Here is a 13,828-nt window from a genome sequence, read left to right as displayed (position 1 = left end):
ACTCGAAGACACTAAGTCGTAGGGTAGCGACAGCGCAGGGCGAAGCGCCCGCGCGGGGGCCAGGCAGCCATCGACAGGAGCACCACATGGCCGACGAATTCGACGGACGCGGCGTCATCGTCACGGGAGCGGGTTCGGGCATCGGGCGCGCGACGGCCCTGGCCTTCGCGGCTCGGGGCGCCCGGGTACTGATCGCGGACCTCAACGCCGAAGGCGCGGAGGCGGTTGTCAAGGAGATCGCCGAGGCGGGAGGCACCGCCGTCGCCGTCACCGGGGACCTCAGCGAGCAGGCCGTGGTGGACGAGGTGGCCCGGACCGCCGTGGAGCGGTTCGGCGGGGTGGACGTCCTGGTGAACAACGCCGGCATCATGGACCGGATGTCGGCGCTCGCCGACGTGAGCGACGCGGAGTGGGAGCGGGTCGTCCGGGTCAACCTGACCGCGCCCTTCCTGCTCACGCGTGCCGTGCTTCCGCACATGCTGGCGGTGGGCCGGGGCGCGATCGTGAACACCGCCTCCGAGGCCGGCCTGCGCGGCAGCGCGGCGGGCGCCGCCTACACCGCCTCGAAGCACGGCGTCGTGGGCCTGACCAAGAGCCTCGCGGTGATGTACCGCAAGCAGGGCATCCGCACCAACGCCATCGCGCCGGGCGGCACGGCGACCGCGATCGTGGTGGAGGCCGACCAGGAGGCCCACGGGCCCGCCGCCCTCGGCCCGCACTTCGTCAACCTCGGGCGCCTCGCGCAGCCCGAGGAGCAGGCCGCCGCGATCGTGTTCCTCGCCTCCGACGCGGCGAGCAACATCAACGGCGTGGTACTGCCGGTGGACGACGGCTGGTCGGCGGTCTGAGCTGCCGGGCGCGCCTGGTCAGGAAAGGCACGCCCCCGGGGTACGCGCTCAACTGCGCCGTCGTACCGGGGCCGTTCACGACGTACACGCCGACGCCGAGCTCCGAGTCGGCCGCCGCGTGATACCCGACGAGGTCCGCCGTCCCCGCTGGCAGCCGCCACAGCCGGGAGGCGCTGTCACCGTCAGTACCGGCCAGTGCGAGGGTCCGCCCGTCGAGGCTGACCGCGGTCACCGCACCGTCCGGCAGGCGTCCCGATCTCGTATGGCGGTGTGTGGCCACGTCCCAAGCCGATCACCGGCCGCCGACGAGCAGGGTGCGCCCGGAGTCGGCGATGAAGTCGCGGGGCTCGTCGCTCTGGTCGGAGTCGGTGAAGGCGTCACGTTCGGGTTCGGCGCGCACGGCCTGGCCGGGAGAGCGGTCGGGGCAGGGGCACGCAGGACAACCACGGGCCGCGCGCGGCGCCCGCAACCCAACCGCGGTGCCCTGGGCTTCGCCATCCCCCTGGCGCAGCACATCTTCGACGGCGCCTACGTCGTCGCCCCGCAGAGCACCTCCTACTGGATGGAGGACGGCCCCCGCTTCGCCCCCTTCATCCACGAGATCATCAACGACGTGGCGCGCAAGCACCGCATCGACCGCGACCGGATCTACGTCGCCGGCTGCAGCAACGGCGGCTACATGAGCATGAAGATGACCGCCGTCTCTCCCGCCCTGTTCGCCGCGTCCGTGCCGATCTGCGGCATCGTCATGGATCGCTGTCACCCTGCGCCGTCGGTACGGCGTGGTCGACGTGATCGACAGGGACAGGAACGGCCATCAGGCGTTCGCCACCGCCGCCGACGTTCGCCTCGCCGTGCTCCCCTGCGCACTGGAAGCGCTCGAGGCGAGAAAATATCTGCGGATCTTTGCGGCAACCTTTTCGCGCTCTCGAACCACTCAGTGTTGTCCGGCCAGGTGGTCCGGTCAGAGCAACAGGTGAAAGAGAGCACAGGCATGTCCCTTGAACGGGAACACAGACATGTCCCCAGCCCTCTCGGCGGTGACGGCCAGGGCCACATGGATCGGCCGATTGGCGACCGCGCCGTCGCGGATCTTGACATGGATGGCGTCGATGAAGACCACCGGATGGACGGCGTCGAGGCGTCGGCTCTGCCATTCAGCCATGCCCTCCAGGACCTTGTCCGTAATCGTGGAGATCGTCTGCCGGGAGACCTCCGTCCCTTAGACCTCCGCAAGGTGGGCCTGGACCTCACCGGTGGTCAGGCCCTTGGCGGCCGGCGAGATGACCATCTCGGCGACGCCGGGCAGGCGCCTCTGCCGCTTCTTGACGATCTTCGGTTCGAACGAGCCATCACGGTCACGGGGACGGCCATCTCCACAGGTCCCAGGTCTGTCAGCACGGTCTTGGAGCGTTTGCCATTGCGGGAGTCGGCGCCGTTCTTGCCTGCGAGATCGTGCTTGTCATGGCCGAGGTGATCGGTGATCTCACCCTTGAGAGCGGACTCCAGCAGCCGCTTGGTCAGTTGCTGCAGCAGCCCGCCCTCACCCGTCAGATGCAGGCCCTCAGCCTGGGCCCTGGTCACCGGCTCCTCGATCGGATGGTCGTCCACGGCCTTCGCCGACACATCCGCTGCCGACTCGACAGCCTCGTGCTCGGCCACGTTCTCACTGGTCATCGATGCATTTTCCATGATCGGGAGTTACACCGAACGATTTGCAGTCCCCCTCAGTACCAGACGGAGAACGTGGCGTCGGCTCTGCCGGTAGCGGTGGAGATCGGGTCGATGCGCAGTTGGTAGGCGTAGTGGCGGATGTAGCGGTCCGGGTGGTTGTGAGAGCGGAACGACGACCAGGACGGGTCGGCGAGCCCGGCGGTCCTGTGGAAGGTGGCGTCCTCGGCGAACCTCGTGGTGCTGTCGTTGGCGTCCAGCCGCAGTTGGTAGAAGGAGTGCCGCAGATAGCGGGTCGGCTGGTTGAGGGACTGGAAGGAGACGCCGGAGGGGTCGGCCAGCCCCGGCACCAGCTTCCATTGCGAGTCGGTGTAGGGGTCGAACGGGTACGGGTCGATGCGGCCGAGGGAATCGACCTGCCGCCAGTATCGGTCCGGGAAGTTGTAGGACTTCAGCCGGTTCCAGGCGGGCGTTCCCCACCTGGCGATCATGTCGTCGTACACCGTCTGGGGGATCGGCTTGATGTCGGCGTGCTTGGAGTTCAGCGGCTGGGTGTAGACGCGCCGGTCGGTGGCGGTCCAGGTTCCGGTGGAGAGGTCGTTGGTCTGCCAGGTGTAGAAGAGCGCGTTGGCGTCGCCCCACAGGTACCAGGTGTCGGAGGTCTCGGCGAGGATCGGGCCCTCGATGCCTCCCTGCGGCGCCAGGCCCGAGGTGAACTGGCTGAAGCTGCCGGGGGCGAGGGATGTGGACCTCGCACCCACCAGGCTGTTGCGGCCCTTGTAGTACAGGTAGTTGACGCCGTTCACGTCCTTGGCCAGGGTGCCGTCGATGATGTCGTAGCCCGGGTCGAAGAAGACCTGCGGTGCCGTCACCGTGTGGAAGTCCGTGGTGTAGTTCACCATGATCACGTTGTGTCCGCTGCTGTTGACGGCCGAGTAGGTGAGGGCGTACTGGCCGCGGGAAGGGTCCCAGAAGGCTTCGGGCGCCCAGGTGTGGGTGGCCATGTCGTGGAGTTTCAGCAGCCGGTAGTTGTCGAAGGAGCGCAGGTCGGCGGAGTCCCAGACGTGGATGTACGGGGTCTTCTTGGTCCAGTCGGTGCCCTTCAGGTTGGTCGCCATGACGACGAAGGTGCCGTCCTGCTTGGGCAGGATGAAGGGGTCGCGCAGACCGCCGTCGCCCGCAGTCGGGGTCACGACGGGGTTGTTCTGGTTCAGCGGCATCCATTGCAGCGCGTCGGTGCTGACAGCGAGGTGCAGGCCGTAGTCCGTGCCGAGGTTTCTCGGTGACTGGGTGAAGTAGGCCATGACGAACGGGGAGGTCGTCGCGGCGCTCGCGGACCGGCTGCCGAGGGTCAGCACGCCGGTGGTGGACAGCGGCACGGCCGCGGCCATGCCGAGGAAGAGTCGGCGCGACGGGAGGGGGATTGCACTCATCTGGTGCCTCCGGGGCGTAGGAAAGGTGCGGGCGGATCCGAAACGTGTGGGCGGCCCAGGTCTGGAGCCGCCCACAGGTTCGATCCCTCGTCAGCGTCAGGCAGCCGCGGTGAGCCGACTGGTGCCTGGGCCCACGCTCTCGTGTTGTCCCAGGCCTTGGTGCCGCCATGAGGGCCGTGCGGACGTGCGGGGTTGGGGTGACGCATCCGTGCCGGCGCCGATCTGGCGGCGCCGGCACTCCTGGCGATGCAGGTCAGTTCGTCACACGGAAGGTGGCGTCACCGCGGCCCAGAGCGGTGGTGATGGGGTCGAGGCGGAGCTGGTAGGCGTAGTGGCGGATATAGAGGCCGGGGTGGTTGTACGACTCGAAGGACGACCAGGTGGGGTCGGCGAGTCCGGCGACCTTGTTGAAGCTGGCGTCGGCGGCGAACTGGGCGGAGCCGTCGTTCAGGACGAGCTGGAAGTCGTAGTTCTGGTGACGCAGGTAGTAGCCGGGGTAGTTCACCGACTCGAAGGAGACGGTGCCGGCGCCCGCCAGGCCGGGCCGCAGCCGGAACTGGGAGTCCTCGACGGGGGTGACGTTCGGGTCGATGCGCACGTCGAAGTTGGTCTGGCGCACGTACCGGTCCTGGAAGTTGTACGACTGGAGCCGCTGCGCCGGGGTGTTGGGCCAGCGGGCGAGCACGCGGCTCTCCTCGGCGGAGGTGAGGGCCATGATCGCGCCGTGGCGCTTGGCGGTGCCACCCATGTCGTAGCTGGTCGTCGGCTGCAGCCGGTAGGAGCTGACGTCGAACGGGTTGGTCGTGAGGATCGGCCTGTACTCGCGTACGCCCTGCGGGCTGTTGTAGTCGATGTAGAGGGCCCACTCATTGCGGTCCTGGAACCTCATCCAGACCGGCCCTTCGACCACATTGCCGGTGAGGCCGATGCTGGAGAGGTTGCCGAGGTTGGTCCACGTCCCGAGGATCGAGTTGCTGCCCTCGACGTTGTTCTGGCCGTCGCCGGAGACCCTCAGGTAGCGGTAGGGGCCGGTACCTGCGGGCACCTCGGTCATCTGGGTGTCGACGACCGCGGTGCTGCCGGGCGGGTCGATCCAGATCTGCGGGGTGGTGATGGAGTGGAAGTCCGTGGTGCGGGCGGCGTAGATGCGGTACTTGTTGATGCCGTTCAGCGTGGCGTTCGTTGCCCAGTACAGGACGTAGTCGTTGGTCTCGGGGTTCCAGATCGCCTCCGGCGCCCACGCGTTCTTTCCGCCGGGGACCAGTGAGGCGGCGGCGAGCAGCCACGGCTTCGACCAGGTCACCAGGTCTGTCGACTCCCACACCACGAAGTTGGGGCTGCCGTTCTGGTACGTCGAGCCGCAGCGGACGCACAGATCGGTCGCGATGATCCAGTACTTGCTGCCGTCGGGGGAGCGCACCAGTGCGGGGTCGCGCACGCCCTTAGTGCCGATCTTCGAGTTGAGGACCGGCTGTCCGCCGTTGAGGTCGTTCCAGTGCATGCCGTCCGCACTGTGCGCGAGGTACAGCATCTGACCGGTCGCGGAGTCGTTGGTGAAGTGCACCATCAGGTAGCCGGGGTCGGCGGCGGCCGCCTGCTGGGGTGTGGTGAGGGCTTGGCCCGTGAAGAGGAGGCAGACGGCGAGCAATATCACCGTCAGCCGGGCGCGGAGCGCATACATGGGATCTCCTGTCGGGTGCGGGTGGCACCGCCGGGCGAAGGGGGAGCGGTGTGGCGGGGGGAACTTGGTCTCGGAATGGACGGGACAGGACCCGGACACCGCGTGGGCCGGACAGGGGGATCCGAACGGCGGCGTTTCACCGCTTCGCCCAGGGCGCCGTGGTGATGGCGGGTCAGGCACGCGAGCACGTGCGTCCGCCCAGATGGGGCGGTTGCGGCACGAGCCGGGTGTCTGTGCTTCTCAGCGCCCGTGAAGGCGTTTCAGGTGCGCGGCGCTTCGGCCGGGAGCCTTTATGAGCAACTCACTGTCCAATCAGGCCAGTTGAACGGTATTTCGAACACTGTTCGCGAAATCGGACAGAGGCTAAATCTGGAAAAGGGAGCGCGTCAATACATCCGACACATCCGAATAATCGATCGTGCAAATGGGCGATCCGGCACTTACCCGGCCCCCTGGGCGTGGCGCGCGGGACGGGAGACGCGACGCGGCACGTTCCATCACGACCGACGGCCCCGTCGCCGCACAGGACCGACCGTGACTACCGGCGATCGACATCCCCCGAGCCCCCACGAGCCGGACGCGAACGCGAGGGCTAACAGTGCGGAGAAATCCATGGCACAGTCCCTGGCCGACAAGAGGTCTGACCAGGGGTTGCCCAGGTTCTGATTCAGGTCCGCCTGTACTCCGGCGACCTTCTGCGCGAGGCCGCCGCCGACCTGCGGCGGCCGTGGGAGAAGCCCGCCGAGCCCGGCCGGCTCACCCCGGCAGAGTCCGCCGGGGGTTCAGAAACCTCCGCCCACATCTCACCTGTCCGGCCCGTGCACCGAAACCTTCAACTCCCGGACCAGGAAAGCCACTTGGCTCGAAGAACCGGCGGCCAGCCAACCGCTACGACGTGGGCAAGACCGTGAAACGACCCGAGAGCATCATCGAACGAAACCGACTTAGACCATATAGAACAAGCTTACGGGCGCGGCCGCATCGCAGTTGGGGACCCGTTCGTGCCGCGGGCGCGGTGACTCGGCTCAGTGCACGCAGATCCGCTGCACGGCGTCGTCGATGGCGGCGGTCTGGGCCGCGGTGGGTACGACCGGAGCCCTGCCCTCGCGACGGGTGTTGCGCACGGTCACGAACAGCAGCGGCGTTCCGGGTGGCGGGAGGGGCAACTGGCAGTACACGTTGAGGCGCGTGTGCAGGACGAGGACGCGACCTGGCGGGAGAACGGCGACCGGTACTGGCCGGGTCTGCAGGAAGCCGTCGTAGCCCTCTCTCGTCCCCGTGAGCGTCACGGCGGAGGCTGATGCGATGCGGACGGTGACGCCGAAATCGAGGCTGGAGACCTCAGGCATCTGCACGCCGGTGATCCGGACAGTGGTGGCGGCGACCGGGTCTGGCGGTGGGGGCGGAGGGCGCGTGGCCACGACGTATCCGAGGACCGCGCCCAGGACGACAGCGCCTGACGACACCGCGACCGTCACCTGGGCGCGGCGCGACAACGCCCGCCAGCGCTCCCCAAGCAGCGGACGGTCCGCGCCGACGTTCTCGACGACGTCCCTGCCCTGGTCCTCGGGCTGAGTCACCATGTCCGGAGCGTAGAGGTGCCGGCCGGGTGATGGGTACCGGTCGGACAGCCCCGACCGTCTCGTGGTGCGGCGGATCATCGGCGATTTGGCCCTGACTGCTCAAGTCGAGCGCATGACCTACCGGTATCTCGTCTTCGCCGGCCTCAGTCGTTCCTGGTGAACGTGCCGAGACCGGTCGTGTTGAGATTCTCGACCCGGACCTTGTCGGCGCGTCCGCCGGACCCGACGGTGAACGTCACGCCGGACAGGCCGACGGCGTTCTCGCCGGTGGTGCGGTAGCTGAACGTGTCACCGTCGTAGTGGCGCAGGGGGAAGCGTTGCTTCTTGGGCCCAAGTTGCATGGTGAGTTCGCCGCCTTGGGCGCTGATGGTCAGTGGGCCGTAGTACTCGTTGGCGTAGGTTCCGGTGTAGGTGTTGGTCGCCTTGGCGGGTGTGGGCGAGGCCGGCGGTTTGTTGTAGTCGACCGGCGAGCGTTCGCCTTCCGTCGCCTGCTTGAAGACGGGCCCGAGGAACGTCAGCCAGTCGACAGTCGGCCCGCCGGTCTGCGCCGTGTCCAAGAAGGTGGTGGAGATCGCCTCGGGAACGCCGATGGGCTCGCCGTTGGTCAGGACGACGATGCCGAGCCTCTCCGAGGGCAACAGTGCCACGTTGGTGGCCGCCCCCAGGGCGAAGGCGCCGGAGTGGCCGAGCTTCAGCCTGCCCTGGTCGTCGTAGCTCACGTTCCAGCCGAGTCCGTAGAACCCGGCCCTGCCCGCGGGCGAGTGCGGCGGCTCGGAGACGATGTGCGGCAGGTGGGTCTGCTCCAGAGCGTCGGCGTCGACGACCTTGCGCCCTTCGAATGTGCCGTTGCCCAATTGCAGGCGCAGCCACTTCGTCATGTCCCGGACCGTGGAGCTGGCTCCGCCCGCCGGGCTCTGGGCGTCCGGGTCGCGCACGTACGTGGCTCGCCAGGTGCCGTCGGTCTTCTCGTGCAGGGCGGCCTTGTTGCCCGCCTTCTCGTAGTCGGCGAACGAAGAGCTGGTGGAGTTCATCCCGAGCGGCCGGTACACCTTGTCGGCGGACAGCTTCTCCCAGTTGGTCCCCGCCGCCCGCGCGGTGGCGACGGCGGCTTGGGTCAGCCCGAAGTTGGTGTACGCGTAGTGGGCCCGGAAGGGGGCCAGCGGTTCGTAGCGCAGGTGGTCCAGGATGTAGGAGCGGTCGTAGCCGAGGTCTTCCAGGAGATCACCGGCGTGGTCGGGCAGTCCGCTGCGATGCGAGAACAGGTCGGCGAGCGTGGCATGGCGGCTGACCCACGGGTCCTTCAGCGCGAAGCCGGGGGTGTACTTGACGACCGGGTCGTCCCAGCCGACGGTCTTCTCACCCACGGCCGCGGCGACCACGGTGGAGGCAAGGGGCTTGGAGACCGAGGCGAGCTGGAAGACCGTGTCCGCTCCGACCCGGTCCTTCGTGCCCACCTTCCGCGCGCCGAACCCCTTGAGGTACATCACCTTGTCGTCATACACCACGCCCACGGCGACTCCGGGCACACCGGTGCGGCGCATGACGTCCTGCACTACGCCGTCCAGTTGGCTCACCGCGGTCTCGACCTTGGCTCGGGTGAGCTGTGACGGTGGCTGGGCGGGTGGGACCGTGGGCAGCGGCGACGTCTTGGCGGCCGGGCGGGCGACGGCGGCGGCGGTGGTGTCGGCATCTGACCGTGTACAGCCGACGGCCAGCGCCGCCACCAGGCCCAGTGCCGCGGCGGAGCGAAGGGGCCGGCGGCATGCGCTGTCGAGTGGGGACATGGCGTCCATGAAATCCCCCTCACTGACGCCTGTCGCGGCTGGGCGGACCGTTCGGGGGATCCGGCGCACGCCGTCAAGCGGCTTGCACCGGACGAGGTCCTGAAGGTGTCGCACCTCCCCGCACATTGACGCCGGCAGGCAACCCGATGGCCCATCGTGCCTGGCGGCGCTGGGGTGCGATACCGCCTTCCCCGGCGGCCATCTCTTTCTGAGCCTGACGGACATTCGGCGGGTTTACCTCAGCCGGATGGACTTGGAGGAGATACAGCCATCCGCAGACCCCGCCCATCCGTTCTGACGAGTGGGTCAAGATCACTGAAACGCCCCGGTTCCTCACGGGCGGGCGTCGGCATTCCGAGAACGAAGAGCTCATGTTGGTCACCCGCGCTGCACTCGGGGCACCGTTCGCCTTGTCCGTGCGCACGACACAGCACGGCCGCTCCGTCCTCCTCGGCGTGTTCAGGGCACCGAGGGCGGTGGCCGGCAACTGCCCGGTCTGCCACAGCGGTTCGCACCAGGGCCGCGCACGGACGTGGCCCACAGACATGAGGCTGAGGCATACAGGTGGCCGGCGGAGCCTAACGTGCGCTCTGCTACCCGGCAGCTGGGCAGCACTATGAACCCGGACATGTCGTCGGTGCGTTTGGCGATCTCCAAGGTCAGCGCGAGCTTCTGACGGCACCAGTCGACTAGGGAGTCGGTGTAGCTGCCCGTGGGCCCAGATGAGGGTGATGGGGCGCGGTGTAGGTGCCACAGCCGGGGCGGCAGGACCGCCGCGGCGTCGCGGTTGCCGATCGCCTACCTCGGGACCTTCGGGGCGCTTCTCGCCGTCATCGGGGTGCTGGGGACGTTCACAGCCACGCTGGAGAACGAGCTGTACCGCGCGGCGTACGACCTGGGCTGGTTCCAGTCGCAGTCGGGTTACTTCGACGGTGCGCCTGCGATCATCACCGGGGCGGCCGGGCTGCTTCTGCTGGCCGGTGGACTGGCCGCCGTGCGGCGGGAGCGGAGGCTGGCTGCATGAGCCGCCAGGAGGCCGCACCAGAGATGCGGCAGACTCCCGACGTCTCCGCCACCGTGCACCTGGACGACGTCGTCCACCAGCGGACCCGGCTCGGACTGCTCGTGGTCCTCGCCGAGGTCCATCAGGCGGACTTCGCCTATCTGAAGGCGAGGCCGCAGCTCACCGACGGCAATCTCGGCAAGCACATCGAGATCCTCGCCCACCACAACCTCGTCTCGGTCCGCAAGGGTTACGAAGGCCGAAGGCCGCGAACGTGGATCTCCATCAGCAGAGCAGGCAAGGAGGACTGGGCCAGGTTCAGGAGCTTTCCGAGGTGGAGGCGTGATCCGCTGCCGCTTGGACGCAGGGGATCAGGTCTGCGATCCGTTCGAGCTGGTCGTGCTGGGAGTGCAGGTCCAGGGCGCCGAGGCGGGCGACGATGTGCCGAGCACCGGCGGCGACGTACCGTCCCAGGTGCTCAAGCACCTGGTCCGCGGAGCCGGTGACAACTGCCTGGATCTTTTCCAGCTCCTCCAGTGGCATGCCGTATGCGGCCCGCGCGTAGTCGTCCAGTGCCCGACGGCCGCTCTCGATGTCGTTGTCGATCCGGACCGAGACGAATAGTGCAGGGGTGATGTCCTCGGTCTCGCGTCCCGCCTCGGTCGCCGCTTTGTGGACGTTGCGGAGGCCGGACGCGTAGTCGGCGGGGTCAGGCGGGTAGGGCAGCCATCCGTCGTACTGTCGGCCAGTGCGGGCCAGCGCTGCGGGGGTCGCGCCGCCGAGCCAGATGGGCGGGCCGCCGGTTCGGTGCGGCCTGGTCGTGGGCGGGATGTCATCGAACCTGAGGATCTCGCCGTGGAAGGCGTCGGCGCCGTCCCACAGGGCCCGCCACAGCGCGACAGTCTCGTCCAGGCGGGCGAAGCGCCTTTCCCACGGCAGCTCGGACAGTGTGTAGAGGGGCCGCCCGAAGCGGCCGGGGAAGCCGGCGCCGACGGTCACGGTGAGCCGACCACCAGACAGCAGGTCGATCGACGCAAGTGCCTGCGCGGCCTGGATCGGCCGACGCAGGAACGGCATCAGTGCCGCTGTACCCAGCGTCACGGTCTCGGTCACCGGCGCGAGTGCGGCCAGCATCGTGAGCGCCTCGATGCGCGGGCTGATCAGAGAATCGTTGGCGAAGAGCGAGGAGAACCCCAAGCGTTCGGCGGAGCGGCCGAAGGCAACCAGCTCGCGAGGGTCGTCGGCAGGGCCCCACTGGGCGGTTCCGGTCGGAAGCAGTACACCGATGTCCATGCCGGCAATGTTCACGACCGGTACGAGTGGCGACAATTCCCTGCGGGGAATGGCCTGGGACCCTTCGCCGCCGATACAACAGGCCCGTGGACTTCTCTCGTGCGCTTCGTGAACGTCGTACCCGCCGTCATGTCAGCCAGCTTGATCTGGCGCTGCGAGCGGGCACCACCCAGCGCCACCTCAGCTTCATTGAATCTGGCAGGTCTGTCCCGGGCCGGAACATGGTCGTGCGCCTGGCCGAGTCGCTGGAGCTGCCGCTGCGGGAGCGCAACGAGCTGCTACTGGCGGCCGGGTATGCGCCCGCCTACCCGGAGAGTTCGCTGGACGATCCGGTGCTGGCCCCCGTGCGCACGGCGATCGACCACATCCTCCGCGGGCATCTGCCGTATCCGGCGCTGGTTGTGGACCGAGGCGGTGACCTGATCGCCGCGAACACCGCATTCGACCTGATCACGGAGGGCGCGGCTGACGAGCTGGTGGGTCCGGGCACGAATATTTACCGCCTGGCGCTGCATCCTGACGGACTGGCTCCCCGCATCCTCAACCTCGCCGAGTGGGCGCGCCACATCCTGGTGCGCCTTGGCCATCTGGAGGAGTTGCGCGCCGAGCTCACCGGGTATGTTCCCGAGCTGGAGCCGTCCGCCGGGCAACTCGGTTTCGCGGTGCCGCTCCGCCTGCGGTCCTCGTACGGTGAGCTCCGCCTGATGACGACTGTGACGACCTTCGCGACCGCCGTCGACGTGACGCTTGCCGAGCTGAAGCTGGAGGCGTTCCTGCCGGCCGACCCGGCGACGGCCGAGGCTCTCTCAGCAGCCGCCGGGGCAATGGCTTGTGCTGCCGCCACTCAGGAGCCCGGGAACATGTAATCGGTCTTGATGCGGCCGTTGTCGTCAAGCACGAGGAAGTCCGAACCACCACCCACCGCGTCGCCGGTTGCCGTGGACACCGCCTCCCAGCCGATCCTCACCATGCCATTGAGACGTATCGCCCCGGGCAGCCAAGTGGCCTGACAGACTCATCACGAACTGGCTGATGTGACGCGCGGGCCCGCTGCCGGCCCGGCCGCACGGCGTTGAGGCGCCGGAGTCCCAGGCGCCGGCGAGCGGGACCAGGTGGTCGATGCCAGGGCGCGGGCCGCGGTGAAGTAGGTGTCGTCGTAAGGCGAGTACCAGCTCCCGCCGGTAGCCATCAGCTGCTGTCATGCTCGGGAGGTGATGGCTTCCTCGAGGAGGACTTCGTTGCGGGTGCTGCAGCCGTCGCGGTCGGTGTCGGTCCAGTGCCGGAACTTGGTGCGCTCGTACCTGGTGCGGGACTCGGTGTGGACGGAAAGTGCGGCGAGGGCGTCGCGGACCGGCAGCGCGATCGTGTCGCCGGGGCTGGCGGCTGGGTGCGCGGTGGCGGTGGTGGGGGTGAGCAGGACGGTGAGTACGGGCAGCGCGGCGGCCGCAGTCCGGGCGATGGTGGAACCGCACGGCGGGACTCCTTCACGAAGTCCACGGGAGGGGATGGTCCGGGATCTTCGTAGCGGTCCGGTGTCCGGCGCATGAAGTGATCGGCCGTCATCTCACCGGCGCGGGCGGAAAGTCACACCGCCGGGCCTGCCGGACGCTTGGACCTGAGCCGCCAGCGGCGTCGCAGCCAACTCGCTCGACTAACCGAAGTCGTCGAGGAAGCCGAGCAGCCTAAGCACGCGCAACCCCTTTCAGCGCGCAACGGGGTAGGTCCTGCTGCGCGGGTCGGCGGCAGGGTCTGTCGTCGGTCGTGTGGTGCCGGGCGTCGGCGAGGTGCCGCAGCCGCCGTCCGAGGCCGCCGTCCAACCCGTCGACGGGGAGGGGCGGACGGCGGGCGTTTCGCGGGGCTCCGCGACAGATGTGCCACGTCTCCTCAAGGGACTCGCAGGCGCTCCTCACGGATCTGGGAGCGCCCGGTCGCGGCGCTTCCCGGCACAGGTGACGAGACGGGACTGGGCGGGGCTAGCCGCAGGTGCCCGGGATGGCCCAGGCGTTGTCGATCCCGTCGGTCGTGCCGAGATGGGTCTCGCCCGGCGGGACGCACCTCTTGATGTCGGTCGGCCACCAGTCGATGTCGACCTGGATCTTGACCCAGGTGCTGCCGCAGTGTCCGTAGTACGCGTCTGTCTGCGTCTCGTAGTAGCCGCAGGCCTTGACCCCGGCTTTCCCCTCGGGCGCGGCGTGGGCACTTCCGGAGAGCGCCGTGCCCGCGAGGAGTACAGCGCTGAACGCGGCTGCGGCGAGGCGGAGCTTGCTTGCGGTTTTCTGCATGGAAGGGTTCCTCACTTGTGCGAGTCGACGGAAGGAGGCGACTTCGACTGGTGAAAGGTGACTTGCCTGCGGCGGCTGACGGCACGCGAGGTGAAGGCGGCACTCGCGCCGCCCGGCTCACGGACAAGGGCCCCCGGCTGCCGCGGTGTCGGGCACACCGCGGTCCGCCCGTCGACCGGGATGGCGCGTCCGTCGATTGGGGCAGCGCTCCAATACTCACGCGGCGGTGTCATTGCTGTCAGCACATGGG

The 13,828-nt window shown here is 68.5% G+C and carries 9 protein-coding genes and 3 pseudogenes; 5 read left to right on the top strand and 7 right to left on the bottom strand.

All coding sequences use genetic code 11. From position 1 onward, the window contains the following. The first annotated feature begins 86 nt into the window (after positions 1-86). Together IOD14_RS21680 and IOD14_RS44430 are read left to right on the top strand one after the other, a co-directional pair. Positions 87-848 carry a glucose 1-dehydrogenase gene (locus tag IOD14_RS21680; protein ID WP_212671228.1) on the top strand — a complete coding sequence of 254 codons (762 nt, stop codon included), beginning with the start codon at positions 87-89 and terminating at the stop codon, positions 846-848. Positions 849-1,410: 562 nt separating this feature from the next. Further along, positions 1,411-1,614 (top strand): annotated as a pseudogene (locus IOD14_RS44430) (PHB depolymerase family esterase); the annotation flags it as partial. A 267-nt stretch (positions 1,615-1,881) separates the two neighbouring features. On the opposite strand, the pseudogene IOD14_RS21670 reads toward IOD14_RS44430, so the two are convergent. The 3 genes and pseudogenes from IOD14_RS21670 to IOD14_RS21660 all read right to left on the bottom strand — a co-directional run. Then, positions 1,882-2,525: pseudogene (locus IOD14_RS21670) on the bottom strand (transposase); the annotation flags it as partial. Positions 2,526-2,575: 50 nt separating this feature from the next. Then, on the bottom strand, positions 2,576-3,952 hold the full coding sequence (locus IOD14_RS21665; protein WP_212671227.1) for a glycoside hydrolase family 43 protein: 1,377 nt from the start codon (positions 3,950-3,952) through the stop codon (positions 2,576-2,578). A 253-nt stretch (positions 3,953-4,205) separates the two neighbouring features. Further along, positions 4,206-5,633, bottom strand: coding sequence for a glycoside hydrolase family 43 protein (locus tag IOD14_RS21660; protein WP_212671226.1), 1,428 nt, complete (start codon positions 5,631-5,633; stop codon positions 4,206-4,208). Positions 5,634-6,325: 692 nt separating this feature from the next. Here IOD14_RS21660 and IOD14_RS44425 point away from each other — a divergent pair. Continuing rightward, positions 6,326-6,582: pseudogene (locus IOD14_RS44425) on the top strand (transposase); the annotation flags it as partial. 76 nt (positions 6,583-6,658) lie between these two features. Here the strand turns inward: IOD14_RS44425 and IOD14_RS21655 are convergent. Beyond that, positions 6,659-7,216 carry a hypothetical protein gene (locus tag IOD14_RS21655; protein WP_212671225.1) on the bottom strand — a complete coding sequence of 186 codons (558 nt, stop codon included), beginning with the start codon at positions 7,214-7,216 and terminating at the stop codon, positions 6,659-6,661. Positions 7,217-7,359: 143 nt separating this feature from the next. Then, positions 7,360-9,009: a serine hydrolase gene (locus IOD14_RS21650; protein ID WP_212671224.1), complete on the bottom strand. Its 1,650-nt coding sequence runs from the start codon at positions 9,007-9,009 to the stop codon at positions 7,360-7,362. 778 nt (positions 9,010-9,787) lie between these two features. Between IOD14_RS21650 and IOD14_RS21645 the strand changes: the two genes are divergently transcribed. Next, positions 9,788-10,024 (top strand): hypothetical protein, encoded by a 237-nt coding sequence (locus tag IOD14_RS21645; RefSeq protein WP_212671223.1) that lies wholly within the window; start codon positions 9,788-9,790, stop codon positions 10,022-10,024. Positions 10,025-10,321: 297 nt separating this feature from the next. Here IOD14_RS21645 and IOD14_RS21640 read toward each other — a convergent pair whose 3' ends face one another. Beyond that, positions 10,322-11,296, bottom strand: coding sequence for an LLM class flavin-dependent oxidoreductase (locus IOD14_RS21640; protein WP_212671222.1), 975 nt, complete (start codon positions 11,294-11,296; stop codon positions 10,322-10,324). Positions 11,297-11,382: 86 nt separating this feature from the next. On the opposite strand from IOD14_RS21640, the gene IOD14_RS21635 reads away from it, so the two are divergent. Further along, positions 11,383-12,162: a helix-turn-helix transcriptional regulator gene (locus tag IOD14_RS21635; RefSeq protein WP_212671221.1), complete on the top strand. Its 780-nt coding sequence runs from the start codon at positions 11,383-11,385 to the stop codon at positions 12,160-12,162. Between the two features lie 1,107 nt (positions 12,163-13,269). Here the strand turns inward: IOD14_RS21635 and IOD14_RS21630 are convergent. Beyond that, the gene (locus IOD14_RS21630; protein ID WP_212671220.1) at positions 13,270-13,578 is read right to left on the bottom strand and encodes a DUF6355 family natural product biosynthesis protein; all 309 of its coding nucleotides are present in this window, start codon (positions 13,576-13,578) and stop codon (positions 13,270-13,272) included. Positions 13,579-13,828: the final 250 nt, after the last annotated feature.

It is taken from the genome of Streptomyces sp. A2-16 (assembly GCF_018128905.1).
Classification (GTDB): Bacteria; Actinomycetota; Actinomycetes; order Streptomycetales; family Streptomycetaceae; genus Streptomyces.
The sequence above is the reverse complement of the archived record's forward strand: the minus strand, read 5'-3'. Positions and strand labels throughout refer to the sequence as shown.

Coding starts and splice junctions, on each gene's coding strand:
- IOD14_RS21630 (WP_212671220.1), bottom strand. CDS start 13,578: ATGCAGAAAACCGCAAGCAAGCTCCGCCTCGCCGCAGCCGCGTTCAGC.
- IOD14_RS21660 (WP_212671226.1), bottom strand. CDS start 5,633: ATGTATGCGCTCCGCGCCCGGCTGACGGTGATATTGCTCGCCGTCTGC.
- IOD14_RS21680 (WP_212671228.1), top strand. CDS start 87: ATGGCCGACGAATTCGACGGACGCGGCGTCATCGTCACGGGAGCGGGT.
- IOD14_RS21665 (WP_212671227.1), bottom strand. CDS start 3,952: ATGAGTGCAATCCCCCTCCCGTCGCGCCGACTCTTCCTCGGCATGGCC.
- IOD14_RS21640 (WP_212671222.1), bottom strand. CDS start 11,296: ATGGACATCGGTGTACTGCTTCCGACCGGAACCGCCCAGTGGGGCCCT.
- IOD14_RS21655 (WP_212671225.1), bottom strand. CDS start 7,216: ATGGTGACTCAGCCCGAGGACCAGGGCAGGGACGTCGTCGAGAACGTC.
- IOD14_RS21650 (WP_212671224.1), bottom strand. CDS start 9,009: ATGGACGCCATGTCCCCACTCGACAGCGCATGCCGCCGGCCCCTTCGC.